The organism is Microvirga sp. HBU67558 (assembly GCF_018069605.1).
Taxonomy (GTDB): domain Bacteria; phylum Pseudomonadota; class Alphaproteobacteria; order Rhizobiales; family Beijerinckiaceae; genus Microvirga; species Microvirga terrae.
Genome location: NZ_JAGPUP010000563.1, coordinates 166700 through 185663, shown reverse-complemented (window position 1 = coordinate 185663; position 18964 = coordinate 166700). Strand labels below are relative to the sequence as shown.

Sequence of the window (18964 nt, the reverse complement as noted above, 5' to 3'; positions counted from 1 at the left end):
CCCTCGCAAAACCGTCCCTTAAGAGCTGCTTAAGGTTTGTTAAACGGCATTAACCATAACCTCGGGGGCTCTCCCATTATTTACGTATTGTCCGTCATCGGGGCAAAATATACATTCTCCACATCGCCGAAGAATGTGGATCTTAGAAGTAAAACTTTCCATGGCGAAAAGTAAAAATGTGAAGAACGCACTTAATTATTAAGGCGGGGCAGATCAAAATGTATATCGTCGTCGATGACCGGCAGATGGTTACGTCCGGATATGTTGCAAGCTTCAAGCGCGAAGGCATATCCTCCCTTGGCTTGTATGCTAACGAATTCAACGACTGGCTGGAATCGGCATCAGACGCCGATCTCGAAGCCATTCAAGGTTTCGTCCTTGGAACCTTCGAAGAGCGAGTCCACTCTGCCGAAAGCATTCGCCGCTATTCCAAAGCCCCCATTATCGCTTTGAGTGACGTTCGATCCCTTGAGGAGACTCTGGAACTCTTCACGGCCAAATTCGACGACGTGGTCCGCAAACCTGTCCACGTTCGCGAGATTCTCGCTCGCTCGGAGGCCGTGTGGCGTCGGGTCAATGCGGGTGTCGGAAAGAAGACGCACAACGACGCCGACCGTTTGAAGGTCTTCTTCGATGGTCGCGATCCGGAGGTCGACGGTATGCCCCTGGCGCTTCCGCGCCGCGAGCGGCATATCCTTGAATACCTGGTCCGCAAGAGGGGACATCGTCTGACCAAGAAGCAGATCTTCGATGCAGTCTACGGGATCTACAGTGACGACGTGGAGGACAGCGTCGTAGAAGGGCATATCAGCAAGTTGCGGAAGAAGCTCCGGCAGCGTCTCGGATATGACCCTATCGATGCCAAGCGGTATATCGGCTATTCTTACGTGGGCGCAGCTTCATAGTTCTGTTCGCCGGTGGCTCCTTCCTGTGGCCCGACGGATCGAACCACAGGCGGGCGAAATTCCTGAAATGACATGATTGCAGCAAACCCCGCGAGGCTCATACCCTCGCGGGGTTTGCTTTGTTGTTGCCATGCTGCTGCGATGAGAGTCTGCTGCAAAATCTTTCGATCGTGGATCGCTGCTCGGCGGACGTAGCGGATGGAAGGTACGGAGCTTGGGCTCGCAACGGGACTTTCAAGCGAACGATGCGCCGGAGCTGCTGAACATTGCAATACAGCGGATCCGGACGTTTGACGTGGGCCCTGAAATAAAGTCGATTTGCCTCGCTGGCGTTAACTTTATTGCAGGAAACGAGGACTTATTCTTCCTCAACGTCATGAGTAAAGCTGCAATGATATGGGAGCTGCTCTGGATCGCTGTTCTTGACCCATGAGGTCGCCGGACCGCCCCAGACCTGCGCCGACAAGAACATCAGCACAACTCTGGCGTAGTGAACAGGGCGTATCGGGGCAGGGTATGACGGCGCAAGTTTTGGCGATTCCCATCCAAGGGCATTCTCACACCGGCTGGGCAACTCCCAGCTCTTGAGTGCGGCTCAGAATGCCGCCCTTCGAACTCCAAGCATGGACATGAGGTTCAGCGCTTTATTGCCGGCGTAAAGGCCGCAGAATTCATCCATCGTGAGGGGCTCGATGATTGTGCCCGTCAGTTCGCGTAACAAGAGTTGAGATACGGCAATGGACGACCTTCTTCTTGAGTTTCTAACCGAGACCAACGAGCACCTCGAGACGGTCGACGTGGAGATGGTCCGATTCGAGCAAGACCCCAATAACGAGGCGATTCTCAGCAACATTTTCCGGCTGGTTCATACCATCAAGGGAACCTGCGGTTTCCTCGGCCTGCCGCGCCTTGAAGCTCTTGCACATGCGGCTGAGACCCTTATGGGCAAATTCCGGGACGGCATGCCGGTTACAACGCCTGCCGTCTCGCTCATCCTCGCAACCCTCGATCGGATCAAAGAGATCCTGGGTGAACTCGAGCGGCAGGGCTCGGAGCCCGAAGGATCCGACGGCGACCTGATCGAGATGCTGGACAAGATGGCATCACAGGAAGCACCCGCTCCTGCACCTGTCGCACAGGCGCCCTCGCCACAATCGTCCGGACAATTGGTCTATCAGGTTCTGGAGCGCGAGCTGAAGCCCGGAGAGGTCTCGCTGGACGAGCTCGAGCGGGCCTTCCAGGAGGCGCCCGGTCCGGAGAAAGACTCAACCTCCGGCACGCTGACCTATCAGGTGCTGGAACGTCCCCTGAAGCACGGCGAGGTCTCGCTCGACGAACTTGAACGGGCCTTCCGAGAGGCGCCTGGCCCGGCTCCCCTTGTCATCGACAAGCCCGTCGCCATCGCGCCGAAAGCGGAAGCCGCAGCGACCCAGCGTCCGGCACAGGCGCCCAAGAAGAATTCAGATGCGTCGGACGCCGGCGACGGAGCCGAGAGCATCGCCGGGAAGGTTCAAACCATCCGCGTGAACGTGGATACGCTCGAGCATTTGATGACCATGGTGTCAGAGCTCGTTCTGACCCGGAACCAGTTGCTCGAGATTGCCAGGAGAAGCTCCGAGGACCACGGATACAAGGTACCCTTGCAGCGTTTGTCTCAGGTGACGGCGGAGCTGCAGGACGGGGTCATGAAGACCCGGATGCAGCCCATCGGCAATGCGTGGCAGAAGCTTCCCCGAGTCGTTCGCGACCTCTCGAACGAACTTTCGAAGAAGATCGAGCTCGTGATGCAGGGGGCTGACACCGAGCTCGATCGGCAGGTGCTCGAGGTCATCAAAGATCCTCTCACCCATATGGTCCGCAATTCGGCCGACCACGGCATCGAGAGCCCGGCGGATCGAAAAGTTGCCGGAAAGCCTGAGAAGGGAACGATCCGCCTCAATGCCTATCACGAGGGCGGGTCAATCACGATCGAAATTTCCGATGACGGCAAGGGCCTGAACTTTGCCGCCATCCGGAAGAAGGCTGTTGAACGAGGCATCGCCGGCGATTCCGAAGTGGAGCGCATGAGCGATGCTCAAGTGGCCAAGTTCATCTTCCATCCTGGCTTCTCGACAGCGGCGAAAGTCACCTCTGTGTCGGGACGCGGCGTTGGCATGGACGTCGTCAAGACGAACATCGAGCTGATTGGCGGCACCGTCGATATCCGTTCCGAGCAGGGACGCGGGACAACATTCACGATCAAAATTCCGCTAACTCTGGCCATCGTCGCGGCGCTCATCGTGGCATCGAAGGACCAGCGCTTCGCAATCCCCCAGGTTGCCGTCTCCGAGCTCGTCAGAGTATCGCCGTCGTCCGAGCACTCGATCGAACGCATCAACGGGACTCCGATCCTCCGCCTGCGGGACCGGCTCTTGCCGATCGTTCCGCTCTCGAAGGTCATGGGCCTGTCCGGAAACGAGGACGTCAATAACGGCTTCGTCGTCGTGACGCAGGTCGCCCATCAGCGCTTTGGCATCCTTGTCGATGGTGTCTTCCATACTGAAGAGATCGTCGTAAAGCCGATGTCGTCCAAGTTGCGGCATATCCAGCTCTTCTCCGGCAACACCATCCTGGGCGATGGCGCCGTCGTTCTCATCATCGATCCAAACGGTCTCGCACGGATGGTCGGCTCGGGCGCCGACAGCAATGAGTTCCAGAGCGATGCCGGACTCGAGCAAACGATCGCGGCGGCGGATGAATTGACAAGTCTGCTTGTCTTCCGCGGCGGTGGAGAAAGCCTCAAGGCGGTTCCGCTCTCTCTCGTAACCCGTCTGGAGGAAATTGACGCCTCGACCATCGAGTGGTCCAGCGGGCGCCCGGTCGTCCAGTATCGCGGGCGTTTGATGCCGCTGGTCTCGTGCGATGATGAGCTGGCCATCAAACGACAGGGGATGCAATCTCTGCTGGTCTTCTCCGATGGCGAGGTCTCTATGGGCTTGGCTGTCGCCGAGATCGTGGACATCGTCGAAGATAAACTTGACGTGGAACTGCTTGCTGAGCGGTCCGACCTGGTTGGATCCGCTGTCGTCCGTGGTCGTACGACCGAGATCGTCAACATTGCACATTACCTCCCGATGGTGCTTGAAACGTGGGCCCGTAAAGACCGGCGCGGCGGACCTGACAAATCCCTGCTCCTCGTCGACAGCTCGACGTTCTTCCGTGACATGCTTGTCCCGGTCCTCAAGGCGTCAGGCTACAGGGTTCAAACGGCCTCGACGGCCCAGGAGGCAGTTCGCCTCCTATCGAACGGGTTGCAGGTCGATGTGATCGTGACCGATCTGGAGCTCTCCGGACACTCAGGTTTTGCATTGGTTGCTTCGCTGCGAGCCGATCCGCATCACAGTTCGACCCCTGTCATCGGGATGACTGTCAAACCTGACGCGCAGCAGATCGCCCTGGCGAGGAAACTGCGCATTTCGGAGATCGTTTCGAAAATCGACAGGCGGGGACTTCTCTCCGCCCTGGCAGAGCTGAACGCGTCGCTTGAAGAGGCTGCATAAGAATGAAACCGATTGACCCAATTGCATCCGGTGCAATCAAGAGTACCTCCAAGCAGATGGAATTCGTGACGGTCACGGTCGCTGGGCAGCTGCTCGGCCTGCCGATAAGCCGTGTTCACGATGTTTTCGTCGTCAGCGAAATGACGACTGTTCCGTTGGCTCCCGGCGAGATCGCAGGTCTTTTGAACCTGCGCGGCCGCGTCGTGACTGCGGTTTCTCTCCGCCGACGCCTCGGCCTGGGAGACTCGACCGGAGTTGAACGGCGCATGGCGGTCGGGCTCGAAAACCATGGAGAGGCTTACGGCCTCCTTGTGGACGAGGTCGGCGAGGTTCTTAAGCTCGATCCAGACGAGATGCAGCCCAATCCTGTTCACATGGACCGGGGCTGGGTCGGTCTATCGCAGGGAGTTCATCAGCTGCACGACAAGCTCCTGATTGTTCTGGATGTTGATGCTGTTCTGGCGTTCGAAACCGAGCGGGAAGCTGCATGAGCGGTTTCGGGACCCTATCGCGTCTCTGCGCTTTCTAAGGATGTAATATCGTGAGTCTCGACCTTTCTACTCCTGTCCTTGTCGTCGACGATTACCAGACGATGGTCAGAATTCTCCGGAACCTTCTCAAGCAGATCGGTTTCAACGATGTGGACGACGCCTCAGACGGGCAGGCTGCTCTCGAAAAGCTGAGGGTCAAGAAATACGGGCTCGTCATCTCGGATTGGAACATGGCCCCCATGACGGGCTACGAACTGCTTCAACAGGTGCGGTCCGATGCAGAGCTAAGCTCGTTGCCATTTATCATGGTCACTGCCGAGGCGAAGACCGAGAACGTCGTCGCCGCGAAAAAGGCGGGCGTCAACAATTACATCGTCAAGCCGTTCAACGCGGATACGCTGCGGACGAAGATCAGCGCCGTGTTCGGCGGATAAGTGATCACGAGCAAGGCCATGAAGTTACATAAGAGCTATCGTATCGAAGCGAGCATGGGTGCGCTGCCTCACGATGAGGGAGTACACGAGCGGCATTCCGAAATCATGAGTTTGCTCGGCACGATCAGGGAGTCGATCGTTCCAGCACGCGACATTTCCGCCTCGCTGCTTGAGGAGCATCGGCGGGACATGCAGGAGGCTCTTCGCCTGAAGGTGGAACTCGACTCCATCTATGAGGCCATCAACCGTACCAAGAGGGAAATCGCGACTCTTCGCTATGCCGGTGCACAAGGCCAAGAGATCAACAGGGTGACAGACGAACTCGGTGCGATCGTCCTCGGCACTGAGACTGCAACCAACTCAATTCTCGCGGCCGCCGAGAAAATCGACGATCTGTCCAGCAACCTGTCATCGCGCCTGAGTGGCGGCGATCAGGAGATTGCTCGCGAAATCCTGGATCATGTCATCAGCATCTTCGAGGCTTGCAATTTCCAGGACATAACCGGCCAACGCATCAGCAAGGTCGTAAATGCGATGCGATTCGTGGAAGAGCGCGTCCATCACATGATTGACATCTGGGGTGGTCTCGAAAGCTTCAAGGATGTCGAAACCATAGACGACTCGAACCGAAAGGGAGAGGCAGCTCTACTGAACGGTCCCGCACTCGCGACTGACAAGGGTGTGACGTCTCAGGATGCCATCGACGCACTCTTCGATTAGTCGAAGCCTCGTTCCTCGGTCGATGCCCGGGCACCAAAGCCCGGGCATTGCCAGCTGCCCTATGGTGTTCGGCGACTGAGGCAATGAAGAGGTTGCCTGGCCTCATGCCTCACAGGGTCACGCGAGCAAGCTGCGGACTTCCTGCTCAGCCAACAGATCCAGGATTCGGCGAAGCCCCTGGTCGCTGATGGTAAGGATCATCCCTCCGCAGACCTCGCCGGAGCCGGAGAATTTGTAGGTGAGGACATTGGCTGGTTGAAGTCCTCCCGACGGATGCGAAAGGAAACCCTGCAGAGAACTCGGGCGATCGTTGCAGCCATTCTGGATCCTCATTCCACTGTGCTGACCTGTGATTTCGTGCGGGATCATGCGCAGCCGGCTCTTGTCGCGAAAGCCGATCGCCAGGTTTGCATTCGCGAGTGCAACCGCGATTCCTTCTGCAAAGTGAAAATGCCCGTCAAACGACAGGTTCTCCCCAGAGCTGCGGAAGCGGTCGAAGATAGCCACCGCATCGAGGTTATCCAGGCACATAATGGTCCGGGTATGCTCGAACCTTGGTCCAAACACATTCGTACCGATTCGGATGACATTCACGTTGTCGAATGTTGTTCTGGACTCGACCCAACCATGTCCGGAGGACTGGTTGCAGCCTTCCGGGATTGCGATGTTGTGAGCTGCCGGCGACACGAGGTAGTGGCGTGTTGGACCTGCGTGATTGTGACTTGAGCCACCGGGGTCCGTAATCCATCGCACGCCGCGGGCGGCATAGACAAAGGACGAGCAATCGAAGTGACCATTCTCGTGGCGTTGCTCGCCGAATGATGCGCAAAGGTAGCTCCAGTGTGGCTTGTGCTCGTAATTTCTGAAGACGACGACGCCGTCCGCCTCCGCGACAAAGATCCGTGGACCTGGCGGGTAGGATAACTCTGCTGCCAATTCCGGGTCCGAGAGCAGCGATCGTCCGTACTTGGAAATCAGTCGACGCAGCCAAGATGCGTGATGGTAGCCGCGAGGAGCTTCGCCGAGGGGAGGGAGCATGCCGGCCGGATCCGTGATGCCGACGATGGTTCTAAGACCGCGCTTCAATCGGGCTTCAAGGCTGTCCTGGAACTCCTTGCCTTCTGGAATTTTTCTTAGACTCTCGACCAGAAGCAATCCGGCAGACATGATCTCGAGCCGGTTATGAAGCGACTGCTCGATCGATGATCCATCATGGTTGATCAGTTGATCGAATCCGCTGCGGAGCTGTGAAAGTGCGACGGACTTCCAGTATGAAGCCATCGGGAAGAGGGGAGTTGCCTCGGCGATGGCAAGCAATGCACAGGCCGTCCGCAGCTGAGTATCCGATGCCGGGAAAATGTTCTGGCTCAGGATCTCCGAAAGGGCGAAGCCATATCTCATGGTTTCTGCGAGGAGAATGTTCTGTCGCCTGTCACCTTTGCGGCGGCGGGATTCCGGGGCCAATGCGACCAGCCGCAAGAATACCTCAGCCCGAGTTGCCATCGAGAGGGGATAGGTGCTCAACGGGTCTCGCGAATGCCCCCAGGGATTCGACTGTATCCATGCAAGTGCGAGATCCACCCCCCTTGTCGATCCACCCGCTGCCGGACTCCTGGCAAGATCGAGGAGCCACGAAAGCGACTGAAACTCCAGGCGCCACGATGAGGAATGATAAGGATCTTCCGTCCACTCGAAAACGTCGGGGATGGGCCACGGCTCCTGGCCCCCGAGAGCGAGGCGATTGTCGATGATCGTCGGCTCTTCGCCGTGCTGCACAGCCTTGAGACGATCGTGAAAAGTCATTGGCGAGGTCAGGCGCTCCGCATCGCCAAACCAATCGACTGGCCCCACGGGCGCTTTGCGGGTCTCCAAGCCAGGGAGGCCTCCAAGGCGGTTGCGCACCGCCTCGAGGAAGTCGAGTGGATCGGACCTGTCTTCCTCAAGAATGTTCTCAAGAAGAAGGTCTTCACCTGCTGTAACTTCAAGAGGTGTTACGAGGCTGATCGCAGCCTCATCCCTCCAAGCTTGGAAGCCGAGTTCGACCAAGGCCGCTCCAGCAGGAGGATTCAGCTCAAGCGTAAAACGCCTCGTCTGCCGATGGACCGGAATGTCGATATAGGCATCAATGATGGAAGACGATGAAACTCCCTCGTAGGGCGGTTTCAACTCATTCCCCTGTGCGTCCCGGAAAACGACACGCGCCAGAGCGCCGTCGCCTTCCGGGCCATGGTTGACGAGTTGCCCCCGCACGAAAAGCGGGTGACCCGGAACGATTCCATATCTTTGCCAGCGCGGCGTCGTGCTTAAGCCCCACCATGGACGACGTGACGCCGGGACGGTCGAGCCGCCGACAGGAGCTTCGCTATTTGCTTCCTGATTGTCAGATGCCGACTGAGCCTTTTGCTCGATTCGAAGATTGCTGATCGTAAACGGATGCGAGTTGCGCCAACTGCGTATCGTGACGGTGAGACGCTTTGCCGGTGCTGGGATGAAGAAACGAAATCCGACGAGCGCTGAATGAGAATGCTCGCTGGACCGATCATAGAACGCTGGTCCTGCTACATGATAGCTGTGAGGATCGATCTGGCTTCTTGATAACCCTGGAACATAAGCGAACTCGATGCTCGATCCATCTTCGGTCAGGAAATCAAAACCGACTGCTGCGAAATCCTGAACGGCCCTGCTCGTTTCTTCCTGATGCCAAGCAATGAGGAAGTTGAGCTCGCACCACGCGTCATTGGAAACGTCTCTGAACTCATAAACGGCGCGGGACCAGCGATTATGATTTGCAACGACTTGGATGTCGTCGCCGGGATTTGCTGAACCTTCTGCAGCCTGATCGCGAGGAACCGGCAGAATGCGTGTAACTTCAGGCATGCAGATACCAAAGCCTTATCGTAAAACCTTGCTGAGTGCGATTGCTGTGCGACGACCGGACATTCGGAACCGGACTGAAGAACGGGCAATGACGAGAGAGCCTGTTCGCTGCGCTGATTCCAGGATCTCGATGGACGCTTGCCGTGTTCATCCGGACGCAGATATCTAGTTTCCAGTTGCGACTTCGAGAAACAGCGCCATGCGGATCAGCTCGGAGAGACTTTTCGCTTCCATCTTCGACATCACATTGGAGCGGTGGATTTCCACGGTGCGGATGCTGATGTTCAGCTCATGGGCAATCATCTTGTTGGCTTTTCCAGCAACGAGGCCGTCGAGCACCTGGCGCTCCCGTTGCGACAGCGATTGCAGACGAGCCTGCGTCCGAAGCAGTTCCTGGTTCTTACGGACGCTCTTCTCGTCGCATACCAGAGCGAAGCGCACGACCTCCAGAAACCGGTCTTCCCGGAAGGGCTTCTCGAGGAAGTCGATCGCACCTGCTTTCATCGCCTCGACGGCAAGAGGAATGTCGGCATGACCCGTCATAACGACGACCGGAACATTGAGCCCGCGACTGTGGAGACGCCGGATGAACTCCAGACCATCGACGCCAGGCATCCGAACATCTGTAACGATACAGCATCGGCCTGGATCTTGAACCTCGTCGAGAAACGATTTCGCGGAGTCGTAAAGACGAACGTTCAGGCCAGCCGATACCAGCAGAAACGAGAGAGCTTTGCGAACTCCAACGTCATCATCCACCACATACACGATCGGCGTGTTCGACACTGGCCATGTCCTCCTTGTCGACAGTTCTAAGAGTGAAATGGAAGGTTGTTCCCTCGCCGGGGGTTGATTCCGCCCAGATCTTGCCCCCGTGCGACTCGACAATCGTTCGGCTGATCGAGAGGCCGACCCCCATGCCACTCTGTTTCGTGGTCGTAAACGGCTTGAACAGGTTCTTCAAGATCTCCGGCGCAATACCCGATCCGGTGTCCTGAACGCTGATTTGAACGAGAGATTCGGAGTGTAGGGCTCTGGCCCTGATCGTCAGCTCACGCAGGCTCACGTCCTGCATCGCTTCAATGGCGTTGCGGATGAGATTGAGCAGAACCTGCTGGATCTGGACACGGTTCACGAAGACCAGCGGGTTTTCGGACGGGAAATCAAACTCGACCTTGATCTCCTTCTCCTTGGCTCCCACCAAAGCCAAGGCGCTGGCTTCCTCGACAAGTCGCTGCAAACCTTCAATCTGGTGTTCACTGCCTCCCCGAGCGACGAACTCGCGCAACTGCCGGATGACCTCGCCCGCGCGTAAAGCCTCTTCGGCCGCTTCATTCACAGCATGCCGGACAAGAGCAACCTTGTCGCCCTCGATGTTACTCAGGATCATCCCACAGCCTTTGAGATAGCTAGTGATGGCCGTCAGAGGTTGATTGATTTCATGGGCCAGCGTCGATCCCATCTCACCCAATGCTGTGAAACGGGACATATAGGCAAGCTCGGATTGCAGTTCCTGCATCCTTGTCTCGGTCCTTTGGCGCTCGGTCAGGTCACGAATGAAGGCCGTGAAAAAACGCTCACCATCGGCTTCCATCTCGCCAACCTGAACTTCCATGGGAAAGGTCGAGCCGTCCTTTCGCTGAGCCACGGCCACACGGCCGCTCCCGATGATGCGGCGCTCTCCTGTATCACGGTACCGACGGATGTAGCCATCATGCTGCTCCCTGTAGGGGAGGGGCATCAAAAATTTGACACTTGTTCCGATGACTTCTTCCGGACGGTAGCCAAACATGCGGACAGCCGTGGCACTGAAGGAGCGGATGATGCCGCTCTCATCGGCAACGATCATGGCATCCGGAACGGTCTCAAGAATGGATCTCAGGTGAGCCTCTCTCGTTCGTAGCCGCTCCTCGCTGGACAGCAGGGCATTCTCCGCAAGCTTGCGCTCCGTGATGTCCTGGATCGTACCGATCTTACGAACAGGCCGGCCATTCTCATCGATCATCGTGCGACCGATGGCTGTGACCCAGCGCTCGTTCCCCGTATCGGCACGAATGACCCGGAAGGTGCCGCTATAGGTCAAGCTGGTGTCAGGTCCACTGCCATAGAAAGTCGTTTCCATTTGCACGCGGTCGTCCGGGTGAACACAGCCGAGAACAACGTCGCGGGTGATTTCGGCATCTGGTGGCAAGCCCAAGATCTGGCACGCCTCCGGTGTCCATTGACGCCGGCCGGTGACAAGGTCTTGGTCCCAGATGCCGAGAGCCGTCGTTTCAATGGCCAAGCGTAAGCGTTCCTCGCTGCTGCGAAGCTTCATTTCCGCGAGCCGCTGGTCATGGATGTCAGTAACCGTGCCGACCCACTCGACGACATGTCCATCTTCATTCAGAAGCGGGACGGCTCTCATCAGCACCCATCGATACATCCCATCCGAATGTCGAACACGATATTCGAAGACGCGTGGCTCGTCCGAGGTCCGAACCACCTGCCATTGGCTTTGCAACTTCTCCCGATCATCTGGGTGGACGGCCTCCAGGAACCCGTAGCCGGTGTAATCCCCCTTGGCTTGACCGCTGAATGCTTCCCAACCCCACACCTTCGTGATCAAACCGTCCGTCGTTGCGCGCCAGACAATGGCGGCACTCGCTTCGATCAGAGCCCGATACTGCTCCTCGCTTCGACGAAGTCGCTCGGCTGCTGCCCTCTGTTCATGAATGTCAGCGACCGTACCAACCCATTCCTGCACGACGCCATCGAGATCCCGAAGGGGAACGGCTCTCGTCAGAACCCAGCGATACTCGCCGTTCGGCTCACCGACACGATACTCGATCGTGCCGGCTTTCTCGGATGCAAGCGTCTCCAGCCAAGCCGACGTGACGCGTGCGCGATCCTCAGGGTGGACATTCTCAAGCCAGGCAAAATCCGTGAGGTCGTTCAGGAATTGGCCGTCAGGGGCTCCCCAACCTAAGGCCCCGTCAATGATCGAACCAGTTGGTGAGGCTCGCCAGACCACTGCCGCGCTTGCTTCGATGAGAGCTCGGTATCGCTCCTCCTGAGTTCTCAGAGCCGCTTCTGCGGCCATGAAGCGGCTGACATCACGGGATGTCAGGACATAGTTACATATGTTCCCGGATCCGTCCTCGACAGCGTCGATGGTTATCCTGCAAAGGAGATGGCCACCTCTCTTGGTCGTGCAGCGGGCCTGATCTCCATAATGTCCGAGTTTCTTGGCTACTCGGAAGCCTTCAAGCGCCTTGTCTCGGCTGACTGCATCGGGCGGGTACAATATCGAAAAGTGTCGCCCCAGAGCCTCCAGAGACGCCCAGCCATAGATATGCTCCGCACCCTGATTCCAGGATACGATATTCCCTGTCATATCCAGTGTGATCAGAGCAAAGTCGCGAATCGAATGCAGCACGCGATCAGCATCCGCAATCGGTCGCACCTCTCGACCTGAGCGCGTATCGAATCCGCTTGTTAACGCAGAATTATGAGTCATTACCCCCCAACCCATGTGCTGCGTTGCATGCAGGAACGAAGTCTAGCGGCGCAGAAGCGCCGTGACTAGTAATAGTGATATGCCCGTTCGGCAATGAAAGTCATCGGTGCGATGACACGAATGCCGCGTCATCAGCAATCGAAAAAGCACAGGACGCTGTTGCGACATTATCGCGCCGGCGTCTCAAGAACCGCTCTCCGTTGTAAAGTTACAACGTGCAACAACAGTCAGTTCGGTTGTCGCACTCTTTGAGAAGCCATGGTCGGCTCCTTCGGAATTCGGACTGAAACCATGGACTCAAGGAACTGTCGTCACGCCGGCAAGTCAGCCTCATGCAAGGTTGGAAGGTTAAACGCCTCTTTACAATACTTGCCTGGAGACCTCTGTGACGGCACCTGTCTATCTGTTCGACTTGGCATCGCGACAGGCCCAGTGGCTAGCCGCTCGCCAAACGACTATTTCCGGAAACGTTGCCAACGCCAACACTCCCGGCTACCGCGCCAGGGATGTCGAGCCGTTCGCCGACGTTCTGGATAAAACCAAACTGGCGATGGCCGCAACGAATACCAGTCATATTGGCTTTACTCCCTCCAAGGCGGAAGCCAGCAAAGTCAAGAAGGCCGACAGCTGGGACACGGTTTATTCCAAGAATTCCGTCAGCGTCGAGCAGGAACTGATCAAGGCCGGTGAGGTCAATCGGCAGCATTCACTGAACACAAGCATCGTCAAGTCATTCCACAGAATGCTGATGTCGAGCGTGAGGACTTCGTAATGATCGATCCCCTGGTTGCATCAGGCAAATTATCGAGCTCGGGTCTGGAGGCGCAGTCTGCCCGCCTCCGTGTGATCTCCGAGAACATCGCGAATGCCCAATCCACCGGCCGCACGCCGGGGGCGGATCCCTATACCCGCAAGACCATCACCTTCAAGTCCGAACTCGACCGCACTCTTGGAGCGGCCTCGGTCACGGTCAAAGACGTGGGGCAGGATGAGTCCGCGTTTCCGGTCGAGTACGATCCGGGCAACCCAGCTGCGGATGAGAACGGCATGGTCAAAAAGCCCAACGTCAACATGCTGATCGAGATGGCGGACATGAGGGAGGCCAATCGATCCTATCAGGCAAACCTGCAGATGATGAAGCAGGCCAGAGCCATGATCTCTGCAACAATCGATCTCATGAGAGGCTGATATGGTCAGTGCAGTTTCCTCAATCTCCTCGATGATCGACCGTCCCGCGGCGGTCGCTGCGATCCCCACCTTCGGGGCGCCCCCGGCCGCGGGAGCGGTGTCAGGCGCGTCCCAGGCAAGCTTCAGCGAAACGATGGCTCAAGTGGCGACCTCGGCGGTCGATACCATGAAGGCTGGCGAGGCCGCATCCATCGCCGGGATCCAAGGCAAAGCCTCGGTGCAGCAAGTCGTTGAAGCCGTCATGTCGGCCGAGCAGACCCTTCAGACGGCCATTGCCATCCGCGACAAGGTGGTTGCGGCATATCAAGAAATTGCCCGGATGGCGATTTAAGGAGATTCAGATGAGAGCGCTCGCAATCGCTGCAACAGGCATGAATGCACAGCAGCTGAATGTCGAAGTCATTGCAAACAATATCTCAAACGTGAACACCACCGCCTTCAAAGGAGCTCGGGCTGAGTTTACGGATCTGCTCTATCAAACCGAGCGTTCCCAAGCCATTCCGAACCAGGCAGGCTCAAGCCCGGTGCCGGAGGGAGCAATGCTGGGCCTTGGCGTGAAGACCGCAGCTATCCGTAATCTGCATCGGCAGGGATCGCTGACGAATACGTCGAACCAGTTTGATCTCGCCCTCAACGGCCGCGGCTGGTTTCAGGTCAATGCCCCCAGCGGGGAAATCGTCTATACGCGAGCGGGATCGTTCAACAAGAACGGTGACGGGCAGCTCGTCACTCTCGACGGCTACACGCTTAACCCCCCGATCATTATTCCCGCGAACACGCTCGACGTTACCATCAACGAGTCCGGCGAGGTCTTCGCTAAGATCGACGGACAGGCCCAGCCGCAGAATCTTGGTCAGCTGACGCTTGCGAACTTTGCCAACGACGCCGGCCTGGAGCCGATCGGCAGCAATTACTATCGCGAGACCCTGGCGTCCGGCGCGCCGGCGACCGGCATTCCGTCCGATCCCGGTTTTGGCAAGATCCATCAGGGCTACCTTGAGGCTTCCAACGTTGATCCCATCAAGGAAATCACCAACCTGATCTCGGCCCAGCGCGCCTTCGAAATGAATTCGAAGGTGATCCAGGCTGCCGACGATATGGCGGGGACGGTTTCCAAGGGGATCCGCTAAGACAGGCGGCCGGGTGATAGTCTCATGAAGCATCTCTTCCACATCGCACTTTCGGTAGCCACCCTGGTTTCGGCGGGATCTCGGGCTGCCTTAGCTGAAGAGCGTATCCTCCCGGTGCCTTCAATCACGATCTATGCCGGCGACACGATCACCGAGTCGATGCTCAAGGATCGAACGTTTCCCGAAAACTATCGCTATCGGACGGCCGTCATTGAATCTCCCCGGGTCCTTGCAGGTAAGATGGCCCGCCGAACTCTTCTCCCTGGGGAGCCTATTCCGATGAATGCCGTCGACGATCCGAAGCTCGTAACACGGGGTGTTCAAACCCAGATCGTTTTCGAAGAAGGCGGCCTGGCGATCATGGGAACCGGGATCCCGCTGCAATCGGGAACCTTGGGAGAGACGATCCAGGTCAAGAACGTCGACAGCGGCCGAATCATTACCGGCCGGGTCCAGCCCGACGGTCGAGTCCGAATCGGATTTTGATGATGCTACGCTCGATTCTTTTCCTTCTCGCTGTTCTCGTCTCCTTCCAGAGCCACGCTGCGACGCGCATTAAGGACGTGGCGGCCGTTCAGGGCGTGCGCGACAACCAGCTGATTGGCTATGGCCTCGTGATGGGTCTCCAGGGCACCGGCGATACGCTTCGCAATTCCCAATTCACGGAACAATCGCTGCAATCGATGCTGGACCGGATGGGCGTCAATGTCCGTGATATCAACCTGCGCACCCGCAACGTTGCGGCAGTCATCGTTACGGCCGACCTTCCTCCGTTCGTGGGCGCAGGATCCCGCATTGATGTGACGGTTACATCAATGGGGGATGCAACGTCCCTGAAGGGGGGCACTCTGATGCTCACGGCCCTGCAGGGTGGAGACGGACAGGTCTATGCCGTCGCCCAAGGAGCCATCGCCGTATCCGGTTTCTCCGCACAGGGCCAAGCGGAGACGCTGACTTCAGGGGTCGCGACCGCAGGGCGCATCCCGAACGGCGCCCTGATCGAGCGGGAAGTCCAAGGCGGGTTCAACACTGTCGGGCCGATGGCCTTCGAACTCAAAAACCCCGATTACAAGACCGCGACTCTCATCACCGATGCTATCAACCAATATGCCCAGCAGCGGTATGGTACGCGCGTCGCGTCCCCTCGCGACTTCCGGACCGTCGTACTGCAGAAGCCGAAGAACGTCGCAGCGACACGGTTCATTGCTGAACTGGGGGATCTCGAGATCAGACCGGACACGCCGGCCCGGATCGTTGTGGATCAACGGACCGGAACGGTCGTGATCGGAAAGAATGTCCAGATCTCCACAGTGGCGATCACGCATGGTGCTTTGACGATCCGCGTGACGGAAACTCCGGAGGTATCGCAGCCGGACCCATTCTCGATGGGCCAGACTGTCGTCGTACCTCGCACCCAGATCACGGCCGCGGAGGAGAGGGTGCCCCTTGCCATCGTACGAGGAGCGGATCTGCAGACTCTCGTCAAAGGCCTCAATCAGATGGGTCTCAAGCCTTCCGACGTCATCGCTATTCTCCAGGCCGTGAAGACGGCTGGGGCACTGCAAGCAGAACTGGTGATCCAATGACCGAATCGACGATCATCAAGGCGTTTCAGCCGATGGCGCTCGCCGCCTGCATGCTCGCCGGAGCAGCACTCTATCAGGCAGCCTGGGCGCAGGACGCGAAGCCGAATGCCAAGAACAACCAGTACTGCGCCAACATTGCCGATGCCGCGTCGGACGCTCGCTTTGCACTTCAGAAGCAGGCGCTCGCCGACATGGAGAAGGAGATCGAGAGCCGCATCAAGGTTCTGGAATCCAAGCGCGCCGAATACGAAGAGTGGCTCAGGCGCCGTAACGAAGTTCTAGAGAAGGCCGATGAGACCATCGTCCTGATCTATTCGCGCATGCGCCCCGATGCCGCTGCATTGCAGCTCACCAACATGGATGAGGAAATCGCTGCGGCCGTCATCGCCAAGCTCAATCCACGGGTGGCAAGCGCCGTCCTGAACGAAATGGAACCTGGACGGGCGGCTCAATTGGCTAATGTCATCACCGATGCCCCGAAGCGGGACAAGAACACCGTGAGGCAGAATTGAAACACATCATCTTGATTGTCGGCCTGTGTTTCCTCGGTGCCTGCGCAACGAGGCCCGAGGAAATTGGACGTGAGCCGGTCATGACACCCGTCGGTTCGGGAATCGCGGTCGACCGTGAGCCGCTTCCTCATCTGTTCAAGGCGGGCGGCAGGTCTGCGGCGAACTCGACCTGGAGCAATGCCAGCGCGGATCTCTTTACGAGTCCGCGAGCCAGGCAGGTCGGCGATATTGTCACGGTGAACATCCAGATCGACGATAAGGCCGAGTTCGACAATGCGAGCGATCGGTCAAGGAAGTCCTCGATCAGCGCCGGGCTGGATTACGCCTTCTCGTTCAAGGGATGGAACGCCGATGGAACCGGGGATTTCGGTGTCGACTCCTCGTCCTCGTCGAATGGGCAGGGCACGATCGACAGGTCCGAGAAGCTGCGCCTTTCCGTCGCTGCGGTCGTCAACGAGGTCCTGCCGAACGGAAATGTCGTGATCAGTGGATCTCAGGAAGTGCGCGTCAACTATGAGCTCCGCATCCTGAACATTGCCGGCATCGTGCGCCCGCGAGACATCTCGCCGAAGAATACGATCAGCTACGACAAGATTGCCGAGGCTCGGGTGTCCTATGGCGGCCGTGGACGCCTGATGGAAGTCCAGCAGCCCGCCTATGGACAGCAGATCTATGATGTCGTGGCGCCCTTCTAGACAGATCATCAAGACGAGAGAAGAATGGCCAAGGCCCTAGAACTTCCAGCGCCTTCCGGAAGCGCGCCGAGCAAAGAAGGATCGCTCCGATGGCTCCTGACGCTCGGCCTCCTGACGCTCCTGTCGGCCGCCATCGGTGGCGGATTCGGCTTGGTGATGGTGTCCGGCATCGAAAAGCAGGTTGAGGAAAAATATAAGGCCCTGCCGCACAAGGCGGAAGTCGTCAGCCCCTACACAGGAAACATCGCAGTCAAGAAGCTCGCCCCAGTCGTCACCAACCTCGCCGGTTCGGAGACCGACTGGGTCCGGATCGAGGCGTCCATTGTCTACCAGCCGGGCGGTGACCATAACCCCGATATTCTTGTCGCCGAGGCCCGGCAGGACATGTTGTCCTATATCCGCACGATGTCATTGGCTCAGATCCAGGGTCCCAGCGGTCTTCTCCACCTGCGTGAAGACCTCAACGAACGCGCGAGACTGCGTTCGAAGGGAGCCATCCGGGAGCTGGTGCTCGAAACATTGATCGTTCAGTAATTTGCCGACATTGCTGCGCTCGCCCGCTCCCGGGTGACTGCCATCTGATTTCCTGAAAGATATAGTGATGCTCCGTCGTTTCATATTCGCCATAACGTTCCTCCTGGCGGCAACGAGCGCCCACGCTCAGATCGCAGGTCTGGAGGCCCTCCTTCCGCCTGGCGACGGCGCCGTCAGCGGCCGAATCATCCAGCTCGTCGTCCTCTTGACCGTGCTGTCCCTGGCGCCAGGTCTGCTGATCATGGTGACCAGCTTCACCCGGTTCGTGGTCGCCTTCTCGTTCCTGCGCTCGGGCCTGGGCCTCCAGAGCACACCTGCCAACATATTCCTGATCAGCCTGTCCCTCTTCATGACCTTTTTCGTCATGGGGCCGACCTTCGACCGGGCCTGGAATGACGGAGTCAGGCCTTTGACGGAAAACCGCATCTCGGAAGCGGAGGCATTCACCAAGACGACGGAGCCCTTCCGCGACTTCATGCTGACCCATGTGCGCCCCAAGGATCTCCAGATGTTCAGCGATCTGGCTGCCGTCAATTATCCCAAGCCCGCCGAGGGTGAGAAGATCGACCTCCGAATCCTCATTCCCGCTTTCATGATCTCCGAGCTCCGGCGCGGTTTCGAGATCGGCTTCCTGATCGCATTGCCGTTTCTCGTGATCGACATGATCGTAGCAACACTGGTCATGTCGATGGGCATGATGATGATGCCTCCGACGGTTCTGGCTCTTCCGTTCAAAATCCTGTTCTTTGTCCTCATCGACGGCTGGAACATCCTCGTGAGCGGCTTGGTGCGCTCCTATTTCTGATCCCCGCCCGACTTCGCAGGACATAAATCCGCGCTGCGAGGCAAGGCTG

At 57.9% G+C, this 18964-nt stretch carries 18 protein-coding genes; 15 read left to right on the top strand and 3 right to left on the bottom strand.

All coding sequences use genetic code 11. The features are described from left to right. Nucleotides 1-218: 218 nt before the first annotated feature. The 5 genes from KBI52_RS31865 (at nucleotide 219) to KBI52_RS31845 (ending at nucleotide 6089) form a co-directional block, all read left to right on the top strand. Nucleotides 219-905: a response regulator transcription factor gene (locus tag KBI52_RS31865; RefSeq protein ID WP_173950040.1), complete on the top strand. Its 687-nt coding sequence runs from the start codon at nucleotides 219-221 to the stop codon at nucleotides 903-905. A 737-nt stretch (nucleotides 906-1642) separates the two neighbouring features. Then, nucleotides 1643-4444 carry a hybrid sensor histidine kinase/response regulator gene (locus KBI52_RS31860; protein WP_173950041.1) on the top strand — a complete coding sequence of 934 codons (2802 nt, stop codon included), beginning with the start codon at nucleotides 1643-1645 and terminating at the stop codon, nucleotides 4442-4444. A gap of 2 nt (nucleotides 4445-4446) precedes the next feature. Further along, nucleotides 4447-4935 (top strand): chemotaxis protein CheW, encoded by a 489-nt coding sequence (locus KBI52_RS31855; protein WP_173950042.1) that lies wholly within the window; start codon nucleotides 4447-4449, stop codon nucleotides 4933-4935. A gap of 50 nt (nucleotides 4936-4985) precedes the next feature. Further along, nucleotides 4986-5369: a response regulator gene (locus KBI52_RS31850; RefSeq protein ID WP_173950043.1), complete on the top strand. Its 384-nt coding sequence runs from the start codon at nucleotides 4986-4988 to the stop codon at nucleotides 5367-5369. Nucleotides 5370-5387: 18 nt separating this feature from the next. Then, nucleotides 5388-6089, top strand: a complete 702-nt coding sequence (locus KBI52_RS31845; RefSeq protein ID WP_173950044.1) for a protein phosphatase CheZ — start codon at nucleotides 5388-5390, stop codon at nucleotides 6087-6089. A 117-nt stretch (nucleotides 6090-6206) separates the two neighbouring features. Here KBI52_RS31845 and KBI52_RS31840 read toward each other — a convergent pair whose 3' ends face one another. The 3 genes from KBI52_RS31840 to KBI52_RS34350 all read right to left on the bottom strand — a co-directional run bounded on the left by KBI52_RS31840 (nucleotide 6207) and on the right by KBI52_RS34350 (nucleotide 12384). Next, the gene (locus KBI52_RS31840; RefSeq protein WP_210812805.1) at nucleotides 6207-8966 is read right to left on the bottom strand and encodes a heparinase II/III family protein; all 2760 of its coding nucleotides are present in this window, start codon (nucleotides 8964-8966) and stop codon (nucleotides 6207-6209) included. 165 nt (nucleotides 8967-9131) lie between these two features. After that, the gene (gene fixJ, locus KBI52_RS31835) at nucleotides 9132-9752 is read right to left on the bottom strand and encodes a response regulator FixJ (RefSeq protein WP_173950046.1); all 621 of its coding nucleotides are present in this window, start codon (nucleotides 9750-9752) and stop codon (nucleotides 9132-9134) included. Beyond that, complete coding sequence (locus KBI52_RS34350) at nucleotides 9718-12384, bottom strand: PAS domain S-box protein (RefSeq protein ID WP_210812804.1); 2667 nt, start codon at nucleotides 12382-12384, stop codon at nucleotides 9718-9720. The genes fixJ and KBI52_RS34350 overlap by 35 nt, the downstream gene beginning before the upstream one ends. Nucleotides 12385-12850: 466 nt before the next feature. Between KBI52_RS34350 and flgB the strand changes: the two genes are divergently transcribed. The 10 genes from flgB to fliP all read left to right on the top strand — a co-directional run bounded on the left by flgB (nucleotide 12851) and on the right by fliP (nucleotide 18915). Next, a complete protein-coding gene (flgB, locus tag KBI52_RS31825; protein ID WP_173950048.1) occupies nucleotides 12851-13237 on the top strand; it encodes a flagellar basal body rod protein FlgB in 387 nt (128 codons plus the stop codon). Next, nucleotides 13237-13653 carry a flagellar basal body rod protein FlgC gene (gene flgC, locus KBI52_RS31820; RefSeq protein ID WP_173950049.1) on the top strand — a complete coding sequence of 139 codons (417 nt, stop codon included), beginning with the start codon at nucleotides 13237-13239 and terminating at the stop codon, nucleotides 13651-13653. The genes flgB and flgC overlap by 1 nt, the downstream gene beginning before the upstream one ends. Before the next feature lies 1 nt (nucleotide 13654). Further along, nucleotides 13655-13984, top strand: coding sequence for a flagellar hook-basal body complex protein FliE (locus tag KBI52_RS31815; RefSeq protein WP_173950050.1), 330 nt, complete (start codon nucleotides 13655-13657; stop codon nucleotides 13982-13984). Between the two features lie 10 nt (nucleotides 13985-13994). After that, nucleotides 13995-14783, top strand: a complete 789-nt coding sequence (flgG, locus tag KBI52_RS31810; protein ID WP_173950051.1) for a flagellar basal-body rod protein FlgG — start codon at nucleotides 13995-13997, stop codon at nucleotides 14781-14783. 24 nt (nucleotides 14784-14807) lie between these two features. Further along, on the top strand, nucleotides 14808-15269 hold the full coding sequence (flgA, locus tag KBI52_RS31805; protein ID WP_173950052.1) for a flagellar basal body P-ring formation chaperone FlgA: 462 nt from the start codon (nucleotides 14808-14810) through the stop codon (nucleotides 15267-15269). Continuing rightward, nucleotides 15269-16369: a flagellar basal body P-ring protein FlgI gene (gene flgI, locus KBI52_RS31800; protein WP_210812803.1), complete on the top strand. Its 1101-nt coding sequence runs from the start codon at nucleotides 15269-15271 to the stop codon at nucleotides 16367-16369. The genes flgA and flgI overlap by 1 nt, the downstream gene beginning before the upstream one ends. Nucleotides 16370-16401: 32 nt before the next feature. After that, on the top strand, nucleotides 16402-16881 hold the full coding sequence (locus tag KBI52_RS31795; RefSeq protein WP_371823236.1) for a MotE family protein: 480 nt from the start codon (nucleotides 16402-16404) through the stop codon (nucleotides 16879-16881). Beyond that, nucleotides 16878-17576, top strand: coding sequence for a flagellar basal body L-ring protein FlgH (gene flgH, locus KBI52_RS31790; protein ID WP_173950055.1), 699 nt, complete (start codon nucleotides 16878-16880; stop codon nucleotides 17574-17576). The genes KBI52_RS31795 and flgH overlap by 4 nt, the downstream gene beginning before the upstream one ends. Before the next feature lie 24 nt (nucleotides 17577-17600). Continuing rightward, nucleotides 17601-18110: a flagellar basal body-associated FliL family protein gene (locus KBI52_RS31785; protein WP_210812801.1), complete on the top strand. Its 510-nt coding sequence runs from the start codon at nucleotides 17601-17603 to the stop codon at nucleotides 18108-18110. 67 nt (nucleotides 18111-18177) lie between these two features. Beyond that, nucleotides 18178-18915 carry a flagellar type III secretion system pore protein FliP gene (gene fliP / locus KBI52_RS31780; protein WP_173950057.1) on the top strand — a complete coding sequence of 246 codons (738 nt, stop codon included), beginning with the start codon at nucleotides 18178-18180 and terminating at the stop codon, nucleotides 18913-18915. Nucleotides 18916-18964 lie beyond the last annotated feature (49 nt).

What these genes read in the sequence shown, in the direction of transcription:
- KBI52_RS31865 (WP_173950040.1), top strand. Translation starts at nt 219, where the DNA reads ATGTATATCGTCGTCGATGACCGGCAGATGGTTACGTCCGGATATGTT.
- KBI52_RS31860 (WP_173950041.1), top strand. Translation starts at nt 1,643, where the DNA reads ATGGACGACCTTCTTCTTGAGTTTCTAACCGAGACCAACGAGCACCTC.
- KBI52_RS31855 (WP_173950042.1), top strand. Translation starts at nt 4,447, where the DNA reads ATGAAACCGATTGACCCAATTGCATCCGGTGCAATCAAGAGTACCTCC.
- KBI52_RS31845 (WP_173950044.1), top strand. Translation starts at nt 5,388, where the DNA reads ATGAAGTTACATAAGAGCTATCGTATCGAAGCGAGCATGGGTGCGCTG.
- KBI52_RS31840 (WP_210812805.1), bottom strand. Translation starts at nt 8,966, where the DNA reads ATGCCTGAAGTTACACGCATTCTGCCGGTTCCTCGCGATCAGGCTGCA.
- flgC (WP_173950049.1), top strand. Translation starts at nt 13,237, where the DNA reads ATGATCGATCCCCTGGTTGCATCAGGCAAATTATCGAGCTCGGGTCTG.
- KBI52_RS31815 (WP_173950050.1), top strand. Translation starts at nt 13,655, where the DNA reads ATGGTCAGTGCAGTTTCCTCAATCTCCTCGATGATCGACCGTCCCGCG.
- flgG (WP_173950051.1), top strand. Translation starts at nt 13,995, where the DNA reads ATGAGAGCGCTCGCAATCGCTGCAACAGGCATGAATGCACAGCAGCTG.
- flgA (WP_173950052.1), top strand. Translation starts at nt 14,808, where the DNA reads ATGAAGCATCTCTTCCACATCGCACTTTCGGTAGCCACCCTGGTTTCG.
- flgI (WP_210812803.1), top strand. Translation starts at nt 15,269, where the DNA reads ATGATGCTACGCTCGATTCTTTTCCTTCTCGCTGTTCTCGTCTCCTTC.
- KBI52_RS31795 (WP_371823236.1), top strand. Translation starts at nt 16,402, where the DNA reads ATGGCGCTCGCCGCCTGCATGCTCGCCGGAGCAGCACTCTATCAGGCA.
- KBI52_RS31785 (WP_210812801.1), top strand. Translation starts at nt 17,601, where the DNA reads ATGGCCAAGGCCCTAGAACTTCCAGCGCCTTCCGGAAGCGCGCCGAGC.
- fliP (WP_173950057.1), top strand. Translation starts at nt 18,178, where the DNA reads ATGCTCCGTCGTTTCATATTCGCCATAACGTTCCTCCTGGCGGCAACG.